14 protein-coding genes and 1 tRNA gene are annotated in these 17,707 nt (G+C 38.7%); 9 read left to right on the top strand and 6 right to left on the bottom strand.

Annotated elements, in window-relative coordinates; all coding sequences use genetic code 11:
- Positions 1–10 precede the first annotated feature (10 nt).
- Positions 11–3,736 (top strand): immunoglobulin-like domain-containing protein, encoded by a 3,726-nt coding sequence (locus RTW14_RS05850; protein ID WP_312648759.1) that lies wholly within the window; start codon positions 11–13, stop codon positions 3,734–3,736.
- Between the two features lie 248 nt (positions 3,737–3,984).
- Positions 3,985–7,341 carry a PD-(D/E)XK nuclease family protein gene (locus RTW14_RS05845; RefSeq protein ID WP_312648758.1) on the top strand — a complete coding sequence of 1,119 codons (3,357 nt, stop codon included), beginning with the start codon at positions 3,985–3,987 and terminating at the stop codon, positions 7,339–7,341.
- 5 nt (positions 7,342–7,346) lie between these two features.
- Here RTW14_RS05845 and RTW14_RS05840 read toward each other — a convergent pair whose 3' ends face one another.
- A complete protein-coding gene (locus RTW14_RS05840) occupies positions 7,347–7,823 on the bottom strand; it encodes a DMT family transporter (RefSeq protein WP_312648757.1) in 477 nt (158 codons plus the stop codon).
- Positions 7,824–7,842: 19 nt separating this feature from the next.
- Positions 7,843–8,271, bottom strand: coding sequence for a DMT family transporter (locus RTW14_RS05835; protein ID WP_312648756.1), 429 nt, complete (start codon positions 8,269–8,271; stop codon positions 7,843–7,845).
- A 131-nt stretch (positions 8,272–8,402) separates the two neighbouring features.
- Between RTW14_RS05835 and RTW14_RS05830 the strand changes: the two genes are divergently transcribed.
- Positions 8,403–9,065: a cyclic nucleotide-binding domain-containing protein gene (locus tag RTW14_RS05830; protein ID WP_312648755.1), complete on the top strand. Its 663-nt coding sequence runs from the start codon at positions 8,403–8,405 to the stop codon at positions 9,063–9,065.
- A 27-nt stretch (positions 9,066–9,092) separates the two neighbouring features.
- Positions 9,093–10,028: an NAD(+) diphosphatase gene (gene nudC / locus RTW14_RS05825; RefSeq protein WP_312648754.1), complete on the top strand. Its 936-nt coding sequence runs from the start codon at positions 9,093–9,095 to the stop codon at positions 10,026–10,028.
- Positions 10,029–10,094: 66 nt separating this feature from the next.
- Here the strand turns inward: nudC and RTW14_RS05820 are convergent, their stop codons facing one another.
- Together RTW14_RS05820 and RTW14_RS05815 are read right to left on the bottom strand one after the other, a co-directional pair.
- Positions 10,095–10,769: a permease prefix domain 1-containing protein gene (locus RTW14_RS05820; RefSeq protein ID WP_312648753.1), complete on the bottom strand. Its 675-nt coding sequence runs from the start codon at positions 10,767–10,769 to the stop codon at positions 10,095–10,097.
- The gene (locus RTW14_RS05815; RefSeq protein WP_312648752.1) at positions 10,756–11,100 is read right to left on the bottom strand and encodes a PadR family transcriptional regulator; all 345 of its coding nucleotides are present in this window, start codon (positions 11,098–11,100) and stop codon (positions 10,756–10,758) included. Before RTW14_RS05815 ends, RTW14_RS05820 begins: the two co-directional genes overlap by 14 nt.
- A 207-nt stretch (positions 11,101–11,307) precedes the next feature.
- Between RTW14_RS05815 and RTW14_RS05810 the strand changes: the two genes are divergently transcribed.
- Both RTW14_RS05810 and RTW14_RS05805 read left to right on the top strand, forming a co-directional pair.
- A tRNA-Thr gene (locus tag RTW14_RS05810) sits at positions 11,308–11,382 on the top strand.
- Between the two features lie 349 nt (positions 11,383–11,731).
- Entirely contained in the window at positions 11,732–11,878 is a 147-nt protein-coding gene (locus RTW14_RS05805) for a hypothetical protein (RefSeq protein WP_312648751.1), read from the top strand.
- Positions 11,879–12,004: 126 nt separating this feature from the next.
- On the opposite strand, the gene RTW14_RS05800 is transcribed toward RTW14_RS05805, so the two are convergent.
- Positions 12,005–13,519, bottom strand: coding sequence for a M56 family metallopeptidase (locus RTW14_RS05800; RefSeq protein WP_312648750.1), 1,515 nt, complete (start codon positions 13,517–13,519; stop codon positions 12,005–12,007).
- Entirely contained in the window at positions 13,512–13,910 is a 399-nt protein-coding gene (locus RTW14_RS05795; RefSeq protein WP_312648749.1) for a BlaI/MecI/CopY family transcriptional regulator, read from the bottom strand. Before RTW14_RS05795 ends, RTW14_RS05800 begins: the two co-directional genes overlap by 8 nt.
- Before the next feature lie 470 nt (positions 13,911–14,380).
- Between RTW14_RS05795 and RTW14_RS05790 the strand changes: the two genes are divergently transcribed.
- The 3 genes from RTW14_RS05790 to RTW14_RS05780 all read left to right on the top strand — a co-directional run bounded on the left by RTW14_RS05790 (position 14,381) and on the right by RTW14_RS05780 (position 17,611).
- Complete coding sequence (locus RTW14_RS05790) at positions 14,381–15,124, top strand: TraX family protein (protein WP_312648748.1); 744 nt, start codon at positions 14,381–14,383, stop codon at positions 15,122–15,124.
- 488 nt (positions 15,125–15,612) lie between these two features.
- Positions 15,613–16,089: a hypothetical protein gene (locus tag RTW14_RS05785; protein WP_312648747.1), complete on the top strand. Its 477-nt coding sequence runs from the start codon at positions 15,613–15,615 to the stop codon at positions 16,087–16,089.
- A gap of 490 nt (positions 16,090–16,579) precedes the next feature.
- Positions 16,580–17,611, top strand: coding sequence for a potassium channel family protein (locus tag RTW14_RS05780; protein WP_312648746.1), 1,032 nt, complete (start codon positions 16,580–16,582; stop codon positions 17,609–17,611).
- Positions 17,612–17,707: the final 96 nt, after the last annotated feature.

The following is a 17,707-nucleotide window of genomic DNA, read 5'->3' as shown; positions in this document are numbered from 1 at the left end:
GGGCAAATAGGTGAATATAATTAAAAAATTAAAGTGTAAAACACTTCTACTGATGCTCATAATCATCCTATCGCTACTTATCCTGTCGGAACAAGCCTATGCTGGCAGCACAAATGTAGTTCAGGGAAAAGCAGCTACCTGCAAGAACTTTGAGTATACAGGTCAGGATAATAAGCACATTGATATCAGCTACATGGTCCCATATGGACCTTCAAGGGCTGTGGACGGAAATATAGATGCCTTAAATAGGTGGCAGACCAGAAAAGGTGTAGATGGTTCTTATCTTCAGGTGAATTTAGGAGGCTTATATTCGATTGATAGATGGGTTGTATATAATCAAAGCTATGTATGGGACAACAACCCTATATATGCAATGAGAGGGTATAAACTTCAGAAAAGTAATGATGGCGTAAACTTCACGGATGTGGATGTTGTAAGTGGAAACACTTCTTCTATGACTGACAGGACCGTTTCGAGATTTACGGCAAGTTATTTAAGAGTACAAGTAACAGAAGGCTGCAAGGATAATAATAATAATAGCTGGGATTCTATTCTGGAATTTCAGGCTTTTGGTGATCTTGTAGCACTGCCATCTGTCAGTACAATGGGAGTATCTGAAATTTCCAGCAATAGTGCAGCGCTAAGAGGAACGCTAGTTTCGGATGGTGGCGCAGATATAACTGAACGAGGTTTTGTTTATTCATTAAATGATAATCCAGTTATAAATGGGGGCGGCGTCTATTCGGCTGCTGTGAGCGGAACTATTGGAGATTTTTCCCAAATAATCACAACAGGGCTTGTTAAGAATACAAAATATTACTATAGGGCCTATGCAAAGAATATAAAGGGGATTACATACGGAGAAATACAGGATTTCACCACCTTAGATTCGCGGGCTGATATTTCGGCTCCAGACGCATTATCTGAAGGCTCACTAAATAGTAAAGCCATAATTGTAAACCTCACAGGTGACAATTTTAAGGACAATATGCTGGATGCTGCTAATTTTACGCTGGTCAACGCACCAATTGGGCTAACGGTTGGCAGCGTAAGCTGCAACAATGATACACAATGCACGATTAGCTTGGCTTTTGATGGAACTGATTTTGATTCAGATATAAGCAATCTTACCCTTACCATTAAAGGCGCTGAACTAGCTAGTGGGAGTGATTTGTCCGCTGCAAACTATTTGTCGATTACTGCAAATCAGGAGCCTACAGATATAAACTTATCATCAGATACAATAGATGAAAACAATCCAACAGGTACAATCATAGGAGCCTTCTCAACCGATGATTCTGACGTGGGAGATACATTTATCTATTCTTTAATAGCTGGCCAAGGGGATACGGATAATGGAGCATTTACTATACAAGGTAATGATTTGATTACGGGTCAGGAATTTGACTATGAAACAAAAAATAGTTTTAGCATCAGAGTAAGAACAACGGATTCCCTAGGAGGCATATATGAAAAGAACTTTACTATACATATAACTGATGTAAGTGAGATAGCAAATGTAACCAGTATAAGTATTAAGACACAGCCAACCATAACTTACAACGAGGGTGATAGCCTTAATTTGGGGAATCTTGAAGTGACGTTGCACAAAGACAATGGAACAATAGAGAATGTGGTGTTTGCAGATTTTACAGCAAAAGGCATAACTGTAAATAAGACCAACGGAACGACATTGACACTTTCGGACAGTGGCACAGCAATTACTGTTACTCATACAGCCAGTGGGAAGACAGTTCTTACAGACAATCTTATGGTAAACGCTTTAATTGCAAACACTTTTACAGTTATTTTCGAAGATTGGGATGGAAGCTTAATCGATACTCAAACAGTAAATGAAGGAGACAGCGCAGCTGCGCCGGCAGATCCCGTAAGGGCAGGCTATATCTTCACGGGCTGGAATAAAACATTTAATAATGTAACAAAGGACTTTACCGTAACAGCACAGTATATAGAAGATATTCCTGCAGTGACAGATGCAGATAAGGTTGCTCAGGATAAAGCGGTTTTGAATATAGGTTTTGCATCGGGAGATAATGCAAGCTCAGTAACGAAGGACATTACCTTGATTACTACAGGAACGAAAAATGGAGCAAGTATAACCTGGAATTCAGCCAACATATCAGTAATAAGCAACACAGGAGTAGTAATAAGACCGGAATTCTTAAGCGGAGATACAGAGGTGGTTATAACGGCTACTGTGAATTACAATGGAACAAGCGATACAAAAAACTTTTTACTAACTGTATTGAAGCTTGAACCGGCAAATTATACAGTTACTTTCAAAGATTGGGATGGAAGTATATTGAAGACCCAATCAGTCAACGAAGGAAGCGGAGCAACAGCTCCAGGGAATCCAACGCGGAAAGGGTACACATTTACTGGTTGGGATCAGATCTTTGATAAGGTTACCTCAAGCCTGACCATAACGGCTAATTACAGCCAGAACACTTCTCATAGTGGAGGTGGTGGAGGAGGGAGTACTACAAATAATATACCTTCACAGCCGGCCAAAACTGTGATAGCTACATCTGCAAATAGTGTAACTGCAACTACAACCACAACAGCTACCGTTGACAACAGTGGTAAAGCAGCATCTACAGTTACACAGGCACAAGTAATTGAAGCTATAAGCAAGGGAATGGAAGCTGCAAAACAAGGAAGTGGCACTATGGCTACTGTTGAAATAAAAGTGGAAACGCCAGCTGGCGCAAAAACAGTGGAAACAAGTATACCCGCTAAGGCAGTGAATGCAGTGGCGGATAACAGAACTACAGGGCTGACTGTATCAACATCGATTGCCTCCATTACTTTTGATAAAAAAGCAATAAATACAATTTCACAAGCTGCATCAGGCCAGGTGATGATATCTGCTTCTATTGTAAGCTCGGGTACATTGAACTCAGAATCACAGCAAGTTGTAGGAGACAGACCGGTATTTAATTTCAGTGTGACAAGCGGAGAAAACACAATATGCCAGTTTGGAGGAAATGCAACAGTAACAGTACCATACGAACCCAAAGCAGGAGAAGAAACAGACTCCTTAGTAATATACTATATCAATGCAGCAGGGAAACCAGAAATAGTAAGCAACTGTGCATATGACCCGGCAACCAAAACAATTAAATTTATAACAAACCATTTTTCAACATACGCAGTAGGCTATAACAAAGTAAGCTTTACAGATGTACCTGAAGATGCAGGCTACAGCAAAGCAGTAAGCTTCATAGCAGCAAGAGGAATAACAACAGGAACTAGAGATGGAAACTTTAGCCCTAAATCAACCATAACCAGAGGACAATTCATCGTAATGGTAATGAAAGCCTACGGAATAAAGCCTGACGTGACACCAAAAGACAACTTTACAGATGCAGGAAACACCTATTACACAAGTTACCTGTCAGCAGCAAAGGGTTTAGGTTTGGCAACAGGTGTGGGCAATAACAAGTACGCACCGGACAAAGAAATCACCCAACAGGAAATGATAAGCCTAACGTACAAGACACTAAAAGTAATAGGAGAGCTGCCAACAGGGACAAAGGGAAAAGCCCTTAATGCCTATACAGATGCAAGCCAGATAGCCCCATGGGCTGAAGAGGCAATGGCACTGTTTGCAAAGACAGGAATCATTACTGGAAGTGAAAAGAAACTTGCACCTACAGAAAAAGCAAGCAGGGCACAAATGGCACAGGTGCTTTACAATCTATTGGCTAAATAGGTTACGAGCCATAATTGACATTTAAATTATAAACTATTTTTTATAATAGGAAAAAGAGAAGCAGATACCGTTTTGTAGAAATACATAATTGTGGTATCTGCTTCTTTTTTCCTAAGGTAGTATATTTTTTAGAACATTTATACTGATTTTTATTATAGCTAAAGTAAAAGGTGTTTGATATACTTAATGTATAAATGAATTTTAAATAGCTATTACATATATTGAAAATAAGGAAACGATAGAATATTATGCTAAACATATATTATGGAAGAGAAAACATAGATAAAGACAAATTTATATTTGACCGAGTATCTGGCAGAACCTTACTGCTGGTACCAGATCAGTTTACTCTGCAGGCGGAGCGGAATGCGTTCAAATATTTAGGTGTTCAAGGCTTGATGGATATAGAAGTAATCAGTCCATCCAGGCTTGGTTTGCGTGTACTTAAGGAGGTAGGGGGAGAAAAAGTATCTCGTCTTGATAAGTACGGCAGGCATATGCTTCTATCCAAAATCATTGCAGAGGAAAAAGACCAGCTGGAAGTTTTCAGGGGGATGGAGGCAAAAACTTCATTTATAGAATTGGTTAATAATCTGATATCAGAAATGAAACAGTATAATACGCCCCCCGAAGCCATACCAGAAATCTTAAATAAGCTGGATAAGGACTCTATATTATACAAAAAATTAAAAGATATGCAGGCAGTTTATGAAAAATATGAGGCTGTCATAGCTGAAAGGTACATAGATACTGAGGATTATCTTGAGCACTGCATTAATAAAATGAAACATTCTCGTATGATAAAGGAAAATGAAATCTGGGTTTATGGATTTGATTATTTTACACCTAAAAATCTGGATTTAATTAGGGAACTGATAGATAATGCCATAAATGTTAATGTGGTCATGACTTATGGTGAGGATAGCCGGGATAGTGAAATATTTGCTTTAACGGGAAGTGTGATAGAGAAACTACAAAAGCTTTCAGAGGGTTTGTCAAAACCATACTGTACAAAGCAAATAAACGATGAAAAATGTATAAAAAAGGGCATAGCTGTCGAATTGTCTGCCATAGAATCGGAATTGTTCTCTATACCAGTGAGAAAATGGCAGCAAGAGGCTCCGGCAGTTACTTTAGTAAAAGCTGCAAACCCATATGCAGAAGCGGAAACAGCCGCGGCATACATTACAAGACTGCTAAGGGAAGAAGGACTCAGATATAAAGATATTGTTGTAATATGCAATGACCTGGAAACACGAGGTTCCATAATAAACCGTGTTTTTAAGGAGTATGGACTGAATCCTTTTATGGATAAAAAAAGAAGTATACTTCATAACCCTGTAATTAGCCTAAATATTTATCTGTTGCAGATTGCACTGGGAAGAATGGATATTGAAACGGTTATGGGCTTTATAAAGACAGGACTTGTGGGACTTCCCCAGGACGCGGTAGAACAACTTGAAAACTATGCTTACAAATATAAAATACGGGGCAACATGTGGAAAAAGGAATTTACCCGAGGTATAAAAGAGTATGAACCAGAAGAGCTCAATGAGATAAATCAGGCCCGTGACTTTGTTATGCAGATAATTTCTGCGTTTGCAGAGCCGTTTAAAAAAGCAGAGAACGTAGGACAAAAAATAGCCGTCCTCTATTATTTCCTAAAGGACAACTTACAGCTTCCACAACGTATTGAGGAGATAATGGAGGAACAAAATCAAAAGGGCTATTATGAAATGGCCTTTGAGATGGCACAAATATGGAAAATAGTCGTTGAGATTTATGACCAATTAGTAACCATTATGGGAGAGGAAAAGCTAGAAGTTGCAGAACTGGAAACCATTATAAGAGCAGGTTTTGAATCCGTAGAAATTGGCATGCTCCCAGCCACTATAGATGAAATCATAGTAGGAACGATGCAGCGTACCAGAACTGGACAGGTAAAGGCTCTTATAGTAATTGGCGCAAATGATGGGATTCTGCCTTCAACAGTAAGTGGCGACGGAATTCTGAATGATGATGAAAAGACGGTGCTCCTAAATAATCAGGTAGAAATATGCAAACTGGACGAACTTCGGGCAATGGAAGAAAAAATAGCTATGTACAGAACCATGTCTAAGCCAGAGCAGTATTTGTTTATGAGCTATTCCGTTTCAGACAATGATGGAAAAGAATTAAAGCCATCTGCGGTGTTTAATAAGATTGCCAGCCTTTTTCCTAAGGCTGGAGTAAGGAAAGACGTAATTAGTCAAGAAAATCCTATTAATCTGCTTGAAGCGAAAAATAATGGAATAAAGCATTTAACAGAGGCACTGCGTAAGAATTTGGATGGTGAACCTTTAAATGAATGCTTTAAGGCAGCTTTAAACTGGTATAGAATGGATGAATATAAACCTTTAAACCAAGTTAAGGAAGGGCTTTTCTTTAAAATAAAGGAAAAAGATCTTTCAATAAAAGTGGCAGAAATGCTTTATAAAAGAGAAGAAAATACAGATTTATCAATAAGTCCTTCAAGGCTTGAGAAGTTTGGAAGATGTCCCTTCGCCCACTTCATAAACTATGGTCTTAAGCCTGAAGAAAAAAGAATTTTTGAAATAGCAGGGCGTGAAATTGGAGATATCTATCACTTATGCCTTATGAAGTTATCGGAGCATCTTACAGAGAAGGGGGTTCCTATTACGGATCAAAACTCTCGATGGATGAACATTACAACTCAGGAATGCGCTGAATTTGTCAGCGAATTTATGGATACTGAGGGTACCCAATACAGAGAAGGTATCTTCTCTGGGGGAAATGAAGAAAGCTATAAGGCAGGCAGGCTAAAGCGAGTATGTACGGATGCAGCATTAATACTGGTGGAGCATGTTCAACAGGGGAAGATACAAGATGTATTTTTTGAAGCTGAGTTTGGAAAGGTTTCAAGGAAGCATTTTCCACCGATTGAAGTGGAGACTTCTCAGGGAAAGGTGTTAGTCGAAGGAAAAATAGACAGAGTGGACCTGCTTCCAGGAGATTATGTAAAAATTATAGATTATAAGTCCGGAAGTGAAAAATTTGATATAGACGAAGCAAAAGGCGGTTGGAGACTTCAGTTAATGCTGTATTTAAAGGCCGCATTAGGGAATGATGGTAAAATGAGCAGTAATGTAGTGGAAACCAGACCTGCAGGAATTTTTTACTTCAAATTAGATGAACCTGTTTTTAATGCCAGTGACTGGGCAAATGAGCAGATTGAGGATAAAATAAAGGCTGAATTTAGAAAGTCATTTAAGTTAGATGGCATTTTAGTCAATGAGACCGATGTTATAGAAAGTATTGCAGGAGACTTTGCAGGAACTTCAGATATAGTGCCTATTCGTAGAAATAAGGAAGGCTTGATTGTTGGAACAGGAAAGGATAAGCTGCTGACCAGTGAGGAGTTTGCAGAACTTCAGAATGCTGTAGATAACAAAATATCAGAACTCTGTGAGCAGCTGGCCCAGGGAAATGTAGAAGTTGCACCACGAAAGTCAGGAAATGAGACTGCTTGCAAATACTGCATGTATAAAAGTGTCTGCAAATTTGATCTGGCCTTTGAGGGTTGTACTTATAAGACTGTAAAATAAATGAACTATGTCTCGGAGACCGCGTTATCCGAGGCATTTTCTTTATCAAACCAAAGATTTAAGATAAGACCAATCGCTACGCAAAGTCCGCCTAGAAGATTGCCTAGAGAAAAAGTATGGCTTATAATGATATCTAAAACAATTCCTGTAAACACCTGACCGACAAACATAAGCAAGGTTACATAAAACGAAGAAATTTTTGTTACTACCGCATTGGAAATACTAACAGTGCATACACCCATTGCGCCTCCAAGATAGATCCAAAGCTGATTCCACTGTAATGAAAGTGGCGCTTCTGGCAACTGCGAGGCAACGAAAAAGTGCATACACAAAAGTACCATGACAGAACAGATTAGTCCCAATATATAATTATAAAATGTGCTTTTTAGCAGGCTGGTTTCTGCTGCTAAACGGGCATTCGTCGTTCGGGATACCACTACGGTGACTCCCGCTAGAAAAGATACGATGATAGCAATAAGCATTTACTTTATCCTCCGATTTCTATATAACCATGATTAAAACAATTCCTAAAACAATGAAAGAGAGCCCAATAAGTTTTTTCCTGTTAAAGGGATGGTGAGGCATATCCAGCCAGCCAAAATGATCGATGACAATGGAAGTGATGCTCTGCCCTAGTAGAACAATTGCCAAAATGGCAGACATACTAATCTTACCGAAAGCTACATTATTAAAAATTGTCGTGGCAACACCAATCAGACCACCGGAATAGAGGAAAAGAGGCAGGTGCTTATTTTTCCATGGAGCAGGATTTTCTTTGTGACGGATGAGTATAAGCGTGATAATAACTAAACCAACTATATGAATAATTACAGTGGCAAGGTATATGCTATAATGTGAACTCAAAACCCCATTAACAGCAATCATTACAGCAATGATTGAACCTGCAAGGACAGATAAAAAATAATACATTTAAAAATCTCCTTTCCATTTGGAGATAAGAATATCAGAAGAACTTGACGCCAGATATGACATATGTCATAATTAAAGAAAAATATATTATGCCCTATATAAACGGGAAAGGGCCGAAAGGAGCGATTTGTATGTCAAATGGAAGTTTAACAGTTACCATGAAAAATGAACTGCAGAAGTATGGACTATCTGATTTTGAAGCTGGTGATGTAAGAGTGCTAAAGTTTGAAAATGGTCAATACCTTTGTAGGGAAGGTTTTCCTATGGAGTATCTATTATTTATGGTAAATGGTAAGGCAAAAGCGTTTATTAACGTAAGTAATGGAAAGTCTTTATTACTGGCTTTTTATGCTAAGTCGGGTATACTGGGAGACATAGAACTGATGACTGACGGGATTTGTACGACCAATGTACAGGCATTAACAGAAGTAACCTGTATGGGCATTCCCATGAAACACTGCGGTGAACGACTTAGACGTAATGTTACTTTTATGAATTTTGTGGGTACGCATTTAGCTCAGAAGCTTGACCGTTGTGCCAGAAATGGAGCAATAAACATCTTGCTTCCTTTGGAAACAAGATTATGCTCTTACGTGCTTATGACCAACGAAGATGGACTGTTTAATGAAAATCTTACAGAAGTAGCAGAATTACTTGGCACAAGCTATAGGCATCTGCTCCGCACTTTTGACAGTCTTAGGAAAGATGGTATTTTAGAAAAGGCGGCGAGAGGGTACTTCATTAAGGATGGAATAGAATTGCAGATTCGTGCACAGGATTTTTATACAGTGTAATGCTAGAAAGGGTAAAAAGGCATAAATATGATACAAGATATTGAACCGCGTAAATTTGATATAGCCTATAGAAACGTTGAAGCAGAAAACAAGGACTATGCGCTTTTATTCAATGATGAAATGGCAATGATGAAACAGCCTGAAGGTCAGGATAAGGACGCAGAATTCCTTACCTTTGAGGAACTTAAGAATATGGGAATGGTTAGCGAGATACAGGAAAGTGCAACGTATTTATTTTCTATAGATGACAATAAATATTTTTTAGTAAACCAACAGACCATGAAGCAGAATGTTTCAAAGGATGCTCTAACTTGTAAAGCTGAGTTAATGGATTGGCAAGGGAAAGAGACTTCGGATGGCAAAGTATTAGTCTGGCACTCGGAAACTGTTTTTCGAACCTTAGGACAAAAATGGCTGGGTTTCGTGGGCATAACGGCGGCACAGATCAATAGATGGCTATTAAATCACAAGTACTGCGGGAGGTGCGGGAAGCCATTCCAGCAAAGCAAAACAGAACGGTCTTTAGTTTGCGAGACCTGTAACATCACCGAGTATCCAAGGATTTCACCTGCCATAATAGTAGGAATTGTGGATGGCGGTAAACTTCTGCTGACTAGATATGCAGACAGACCCTACAAAAGATATGCACTGATTGCAGGATTTGGAGAAGTTGGAGAATCTTTAGAGGGGACTGTAAAACGTGAAGTTATGGAAGAGGTAGGTCTTAAAGTGAAGGACATAACTTATTATAAGAGCCAGCCATGGTCCTTCTCAGATTCGTTATTAGTAGGATTTTTCGCTAGGTTAGATGGTGACAATACCGTAACTCTTGAAGATGGCGAACTGGCGGAAGGCACTTGGTTCTCACGTGAAAAAATCCCTGTGAACAGTGAAGAAATAGCTCTTACTTCAGAAATGATCCGTTACTTTGCAGCAGGAAATGATGTGTTTAATGGTAAATAGTTCAATATAGTGTTATAACAAAGCAAAAAGCTGATGCCTATCGTATAGGAGTCAGCTTTTTATTCTTTATTTATACATTCTGCCATCTATAATTGCTGTGCTTAATCTGCTAATCATGGCTGCAACAATAAATATAATCCAGGTTGGATGCCATAAGTTCCCCAGAAAACCTACGCCAAGGTAAATGACAGTAGCGATGGAAAAAATAGTGGATTTAACAAGCATTGAAGTTCTTGTTTCTTCATTTTTGTTTATATAAAGTAATTCCTTGTAATGGCTGTCTTGTGTTCTGTAGTAAATACATATCCCGACACCACAGGCAATTAGACAGAAGAAAATTAAAAGCGAAATAGAGGAACTGTCTTTATAAAGGTCTTTCAGAAAGACATATATAAAAGGTGCAATAATAAAAAAGGTACATGCAATGGCAAGGGCAATGCCATACCTTCTTTTAAAGGAGAAGTATTCTTCTTTTAAGGAAGAGTTTTCGGGAGTACAAGAGTTGCATTCTACACCTTGTAGTTGTATATTTGAAATTCCCAGTTCTTCTTTCAGCTCTTCCATACTGCCAAAATCTGCGAGAATAATTCCGACTGCTTCGTTTTCGTTTTTTCCATCTTTTAGTAATTCCTGAAATTTTTCCTCCATATTTTCAAGCATATTCAGCTTCATTTCAACAACTTCATGCGTGTTTGGCAAGCTTGAAAACATGACTTCTATATAATTCCTAATTTGATTCATAATCTATATCCTCCCTTGTAAATACATTAATTACTTTTTTAGTTAAACTCCATTCAAGACACTTCTCGTGGTAATATTCACGTCCTGCATTTGTGATTTTATAATACATTCGTTTTCTGCCAAATGTCTCGTCCCCTTGATATGAGACTAGATAACCATTTTTCTCCAAGCGAGAAAAGGCAGAGTACAAAGTGGTTTCTTTTATGGTATAATTTCCCTCACTTTGTCGCTCAATTTCCTTAGAAATCTCATAGCCGTAGGAATCACTTCTTAGCAGAAGGTGAAGAATGATTGTATCATTGTATCCACGAATTACATCACTGCTAATCAAATGCCACACCTCCCTTTTGATTTTACTTTGTCTGTCGTAGTAATTAAAGAATAACACAATTACTACGACAGGTAAAGTACTTTTTTAAAATTTAGGAAATTTTTAGTTTGAATGTAATGGGTGTATTGCACTGCAAGAAAAAATATGGTAATATATAGGAAATTGCTCAAGAAAAAAAGAAAATAGTAAAAGCTATTTTTTATATCTGCTGGTGTGGCTCAATGGTAGAGCAGCGGTATCGTAAACCGCAGGTTGGGGGTTCGATTCCCTTCACCAGCTCCAAAACTAAAATGACATCCATAAGGGTGTCATTTTAGTTTTTTTAGAATGAAAGAGGGAATCGAACCCGAAAGGGCACGAGCGTGAAGGAGGCAGTTTGGTAAACTGCCGAATAGCGAGTGGTTCAAAGCGACTGAAAAAGGAGCTGCAGAACGGCACCTGCGGAAGCAGGTGTGTAATTCCCTTCACCAGCTCCAAAGCAAACAGCTATTAATATTTTTATATTAATAGCTGTTTCAGACTGTAGACAAGGAAATTCTCCTTTGCCTACAGTCTTTTTTTACGCAGAGACATATATTTTCTTGCATTTATGGTAAAAAAATATATATCAATACATGGAGGTGCCTGCCTTATGATGGGTAAGAAAGATTTACTTGGTCGTGACCAATTCCAAATGGTAACGTTGAATTCTCTGGTTCCGCAAAATCATATTGTTAGAAAGATAGATACTGCTGTATCCAGTTTTGCTCGTACTGATTCGTATGAGTTGATTAGGTAGTCCATAAAAAATGTGGGCTCCCATTTTCACGGAACCCACACATAGTCGTCAGAATTAGAATGGTTATTAGGTAAATACACCATCCGTGACACTGCGGAAAAATCAATCCTCCAAATCCTTGTCGCCTCAATCATTGTTGCGTGAATACTTCAAATCCTCCGATGCAAAAACGCTCGCCGGGTCAACGTATTCACCGTCAATAATCAGGCTAAAGTGTAGAAAAGGGCCTGTTGCTTCGCCGGTCGAGCCAACATAGCCGATAACATCGCCTTGCTGTACGGTATCTCTCTCTGCAAGTCCTTCTGCAGATCCAAACAATTTCGAGTAAAAAGTCTGAATACCGCCGCCGTGATTCAAAATGACATAATTACCATCCGTTTCATTATCTCCTATCTCGGCGACTGTTCCCTTATCGGCGGCAAGTACAGGTGTGCCTTCAGGTGCCGGAGTCTCAATCCCGTTACAAAACATCATTTGCTTCTTTATGGGATGCATGTGGTTACCATATGCAGCGGTAATGCGATTATACCCCGTTACAGGCCACAGATATTTCGCGTCGATATTGCTATCGTTCTGTTTATCAGCATTGACATTGATAGCATTGCCAATGTCGTTCCCTGTCGAACTGGAAGCCAATGCCAATCCTGTACCGCCGATTGCCAGGATTGCTGCAACAGCTAAAACCGCAATATACTTTTTCGTTTTCTTAACATTCAACATTCTTATCAATCTCCTTTCAATGTGCTTTTTGCTTTGGCATAAGGGAGAATAAAAAGCCGTGTTCATGCCAGAATGGTTGTCCAGCGTGTTCAAAATTGCCTCCCCATAATGTTTTCTTTCCTCATGTGACATTTTGGATGCCAACGCCTCGTCGCAGGACAACTCGCCCCATATGCTTACATCTTTGCAGAGAAGATGGACGAAGGGGTTAAACCAATGCAGCGTTCCCGCAATCAGCGCAAGCACTTTCACCCATAAATCCTTCCGTTTCAGGTGCATGAGTTCATGGGTCAGGATCAGCTTTAAGTCCATTTCCGATATGCTGGATGCCGGCAGCAGTATCATGGGGCGGCGCAGTCCCACAAGCATAGGAGTTGTGATTTTGTGATTCAGCATGAGTTTTACAAAACCGTGGACGCCCAAAGCCGCTTTTCGTGAGGAAAGCAGGGCGGCGGTCGTATCCTCCGGTATGGGAATACTGTTTTCCAGAAGCTGCTTGCCAAATCTGCGGCAGCAATAGAAATGCCATCCAGCAAATACCATGGCGCCCACAAACCAAATGAGCAAAACGGCACCCATTACTTCTAAAGACAGGTGTTTTTCCATAGCAGCAGGAAGATGCTCCTCCATCAAGGTATCTACTGTATCCATAAAACCGTTTGGCCGTAAGGCTTCAGGGATAGCCATAGGCGGCGTTTTAGAAGGATGCCTTGGCGTTATTGTCTGTGGCAAAACAAAAGAAACCTTTTGAACAATAAGGGAAACAGGCAAGAGAAAAAAAGCAATTGCCATTTTCCCAATTCCGTATTGCCACTTGGCAGAAAAGATTTTTGCAGTTACAGGCCGAAGCAACAGCATCAACCCGACAACCAGACTTCCCGCAATGGACATGGCAAGGAAATTTGAAAACAGATTATTCATTTTTCGCACCTGCTTTTTCCGCGAACCAGCACCTCAATTCAGCTATTTCATCCTTTGTCAGTTCTTTGCCGTCATATAATGTTGCCAGGAAGTTTTTGACCGAACCCTCATACAGCGTTTTCAGCAGGCTCTTTGCTTCCTGGCTTCGGTATTCCTCCGGCGATATGCAAGGTTCATAGATATTCGTGCGGCCTTGTTGCTTTGTGGAAATCAGGACGCCTTTCTCAACCAGCCTTGCCAGAAAGGTTGCCATTGTCTGCCCCTTCCATTCCTTACCTTTGTCCCGCGCAAAAATGTCAAGTAGTTCGCTGGAAGTCATGGGATGGCCGGAAGCCCAGATAATTTGCATCACTTCCATCTCCGTTTCCGATAGTTTTTGAAAATTGGTCATGGTGTACACCTCCGTTTATTGCCGTGCGTCTACGACAATTTTACTACACTTATGTAGTGAACCTATCTTACTACGATGGCGTAGTGATGTCAAGAGAAATGATGCAGAGATTTGCAGGCATGGGTTTATTGGTCATCTACTCGATATTCCTAGGCATTTAAAAAACGGTTGATCCCCACAAACAGTTTCTGCTTAGTTTCAGTATAACAATCAGAAAGCCTAAGGTAATCTTGCACTGCATCGGAAAAAACGACCATTGCCAAGAAGCTCCAAACTAAACTCTGGGACGTGGTGCAGCTTGGCAGCGCCATTGCTTCGGGAGTAATAGACCGCAGGTTCGAATCCTATGCTCCCGACCAACGTAAAGTCATGTATGAGGATTTGAACTCATACATGACTTTTTTGTTTTGTATGGTAGAATAGAGTGGATGAAGAGTATTTATATTAAGGAGAATAGAGGAGTAAAATAAATGCAGAAAAAATTTAATAGTAATCATTTGAAGCTAATTGCAATTATTGCTATGACTATTGACCATGTGGCAGATTTGATTTTACCAGGTTTTACAGCAACTCCAATGTCGATTGTGATGCATCTGATTGGAAGATTAACTGCTCCTATTATGTGGTTTTTTGTTTGTGAAGGATATCACTACACAAAGGACAGCAAAAAGTACATAATGAGATTGGGAATTTTTGCAGTAATTTCCCATTTTGCATATTGTTTTTCCTTTGGAATTCCACTAATTCCCTTTAATACAGGGATATTCAACCAAACAAGCGTTATGTATCCATTGTTTATTGCTGTATTAGTTTTATGGCTAGATGATAATAAGACGTTACAAACAAGAATTTGGCTAAAGCGAATCATTACTTTTATTCTAATATGGAGTGCATTTCCTGCAGATTGGTCATGCATTGCTGTTTTAGCAATTATAGGAATGTATAAAAAACGTGGTGATCTTAAAGGACAAATGAAAAAGATGTTGCCGTTGGTTTCCTTGTATGGTGTTGTTGCATTTTTCTTTGTAAGCAAAGTTTATGCAATGGTGCTAATTGGCGTTTTACTTGTTTATCCAGTTTTGAAATTATATAATGGTGAAAAAGGTAAGGCGAATTGGATGAAATGGTTTTTTTACGCATATTATCCCGCACACCTTATTATTATAGGTATTTTGAGACTTGTAATTTATGGGGACGTTTCGTTGTTGTTTTAGTTGCCAGTACCACAAAATGAGTATACTCATTGACACATAATAGTTCCAATCCTAGTTAAAAAATAAATGACATCTTAATACAGCGTAGCTCGCATGAAAAGCTGACGAATTTCTAATTAGAAAACTTGTCAACTTTAATTTTATTGGTCCGAGGGATTTCAGTAAATTCACACGGCTATTAAAAAAGAGGGATTTGAACTTTCAAGGAATTGAATAAAAGCAAGTTTAAGTACGATGACATTAAAACAATCGTACTTTCTTTCTGCATTATTATTAATGATTATACTTCACGTATGGATGTAAATATAATGTATACATTTACTTACTAATTTTGCCTGGGAATTAGGCGCTAATTAAATATAAATAAGGGTAGGAGCAAGTTGACTCCTTTTAGTTGATTTGCTCCTAAGTATAAGTTTGTGATAGACTAGATAAATTACTTAGTTGAGGGAATCTTTAAGAAGCGTAATTTATGGAGGATTTATTATATGAAAAGTCGAGAGAAAATAGAACTATTTTGTTTATTGACTATGGTAATGATTATTACTATGTCTGGATGCACAAGTAAAGAAGGAACAGTGGAAAAAGTCCCAAATGTTATTGATGTTGTGTTGAAGGACGATAATGATGTTGAAATTGTAGATGATAACGGTTGGATTAATCTACAGCCCACCACTCGAATTCATGTACAGTTCGAAGGAGAGGTCGATTACATCTTCTTTTATCTTACTCCAACAGGAACAGAGACTTTTAGTCAAAGAGAGTTGATCGGTGTAATGTCGGCATATGACAATGATAGCACTGGTGAAAAAGGTTTTGGCGCGGAAAATACTACGGCGGAATATATATGGACTGTACAAGACGAAAGCTTTAGAGGACAGTTGGGAGTAGAACTTATTAGTGGAACGGTAGCGAGGTATGAAAGTAGTATTATTAATGTGATGAATGATAGAAAAGCAAATTGATTGTTGTTAAATAACAGAAGCGTTCCCTTACCAACAACCCGCGGTTGGGGGTTCGATTCCCTTCACCAGCTCCCCAAAATAGAGAATAGGGTTTGACCCTGTTCTCTATTTTTTATTGTAATGTAGGGAATCGAACCCGAAAGGGGACGAGGGCGAGAGAGGCAGTTTGGTAAACTGCCGAATAGCGAGTGGTTCAAGGCGGCTGAAAAAGGAGCTGCAGAACGGCACCTGCGGAAGCAGGTGTGTAATTCCCTTCACCAGCCCCATAAAAAAACTGACCTCCCATAAGTTAAATTTTTAGGTCTAACTTATGGGGGTCAGCTCTGAGAGGGTGCCTTTTTATTTTTACAATGAAAGAGAAAATTAAACTGAAAATGGAAAGAAACGTAAAATAAACATAATGAAGGTAAATTTGAAACATGGTATAATATGTATTATTGTGCCCCCCAAGGGGTTATAAAAATGAATTTATAGGTGAATGGAGCTTTTTATGCGGTATAATAAACAAATCATTTTAGCAGTAAGCATGTTTTTAAGCGTAATGGTTGTGGGAACTATAGGATATTATTACTTACTTAATGTGAGAATAATAGATGCTTTATATATGACGGCTATTACTGTGTCCACCGTAGGATATAGAGAAGTTGGTGTTATGACACCAAAAGCCGAAATGTTTACGATATTTATTATTTTTTGGGGTGTGGGAACTGTAGGGTATGCATTTACAAGAGGTGTTGTAATTTTTATTGAAGGCGGTTTGAGAAATTTATGGAGGAATAAAAAAATGCAAACAAAAATTAGTAAACTTGAAAATCATTATATTTTGTGTGGCGGGGGTGAGTCTGGCCGTGTAGTGGTAGACGAATTTTTGAATAAAAAAGTACCTTTTGTAATTATTGAAAAAGACGAAACGCTAGTCAATCATTATGTAGAAAGAGGTTTACTAGTTATTGAGGGAGATGCTACAGAAGAAGAAGTCTTAGAAAAAGCTAAGGTTAGACAAGCCAAAGGTTTGATTAGTGCGCTTTCTAAAGATGTAGATAATTTATTTACGGTTTTGACTGCTCGCCAATTAAACAGCGAAATTTATATAATTTCCAGGTCAATTGATAAGAGCTCCCCTGATAAACTTAAAAAAGCTGGAGCAAATCATACAATTTCCTCTAATGAGATCGGTGGAAAGAGAATGGCAGCGTTAATGCTCAAACCATCAGTCATTTCTTTTCTCGATGTAATTACTCATGTAGGAGATATTGAATTTGCTCTTGAAGATATCATCGTTAATGAGAAATCAGATATTGTGAACAAAACCATTGGTGAATTAAAAATACCAGAGTGTTTCGGTCTAATTATCTTAGCTGTAAGAAAGAATCAGGATAACTTCTTGACTTTTAATCCAGGGGCAGATGTTAGGCTAGAAAAAGGAGATGTTTTTTTGGTATTAGGAACGGATCCTCAAGTTAGTGCACTAAAAGAATATGCCAAAGATAATGGTGAAAGATTACCGTATTGTATAAATTAAGAAAGAATCCTGTCGTCCTGACCAAGACCATAACCCCATTTTAATTATAACTCGGTGTCAGTGAAAAGAATTACTAATTTTAATAATTAAACTTGA

This window comes from Aminipila sp. (assembly GCF_032051575.1).
Lineage (GTDB): Bacteria > Bacillota > Clostridia > Peptostreptococcales > Anaerovoracaceae > Aminipila.
The sequence above is the reverse complement of the archived record's forward strand: the minus strand, read 5'-3'. Positions and strand labels throughout refer to the sequence as shown.

Coding starts and splice junctions, on each gene's coding strand:
- RTW14_RS05845 (WP_312648758.1), top strand. CDS start 3,985: ATGCTAAACATATATTATGGAAGAGAAAACATAGATAAAGACAAATTT.
- RTW14_RS05840 (WP_312648757.1), bottom strand. CDS start 7,823: ATGCTTATTGCTATCATCGTATCTTTTCTAGCGGGAGTCACCGTAGTG.
- RTW14_RS05835 (WP_312648756.1), bottom strand. CDS start 8,271: ATGTATTATTTTTTATCTGTCCTTGCAGGTTCAATCATTGCTGTAATG.
- RTW14_RS05830 (WP_312648755.1), top strand. CDS start 8,403: ATGTCAAATGGAAGTTTAACAGTTACCATGAAAAATGAACTGCAGAAG.
- nudC (WP_312648754.1), top strand. CDS start 9,093: ATGATACAAGATATTGAACCGCGTAAATTTGATATAGCCTATAGAAAC.
- RTW14_RS05820 (WP_312648753.1), bottom strand. CDS start 10,769: ATGAATCAAATTAGGAATTATATAGAAGTCATGTTTTCAAGCTTGCCA.
- RTW14_RS05805 (WP_312648751.1), top strand. CDS start 11,732: ATGATGGGTAAGAAAGATTTACTTGGTCGTGACCAATTCCAAATGGTA.
- RTW14_RS05800 (WP_312648750.1), bottom strand. CDS start 13,519: ATGAATAATCTGTTTTCAAATTTCCTTGCCATGTCCATTGCGGGAAGT.
- RTW14_RS05795 (WP_312648749.1), bottom strand. CDS start 13,910: ATGACCAATTTTCAAAAACTATCGGAAACGGAGATGGAAGTGATGCAA.
- RTW14_RS05790 (WP_312648748.1), top strand. CDS start 14,381: ATGCAGAAAAAATTTAATAGTAATCATTTGAAGCTAATTGCAATTATT.
- RTW14_RS05785 (WP_312648747.1), top strand. CDS start 15,613: ATGAAAAGTCGAGAGAAAATAGAACTATTTTGTTTATTGACTATGGTA.
- RTW14_RS05780 (WP_312648746.1), top strand. CDS start 16,580: ATGCGGTATAATAAACAAATCATTTTAGCAGTAAGCATGTTTTTAAGC.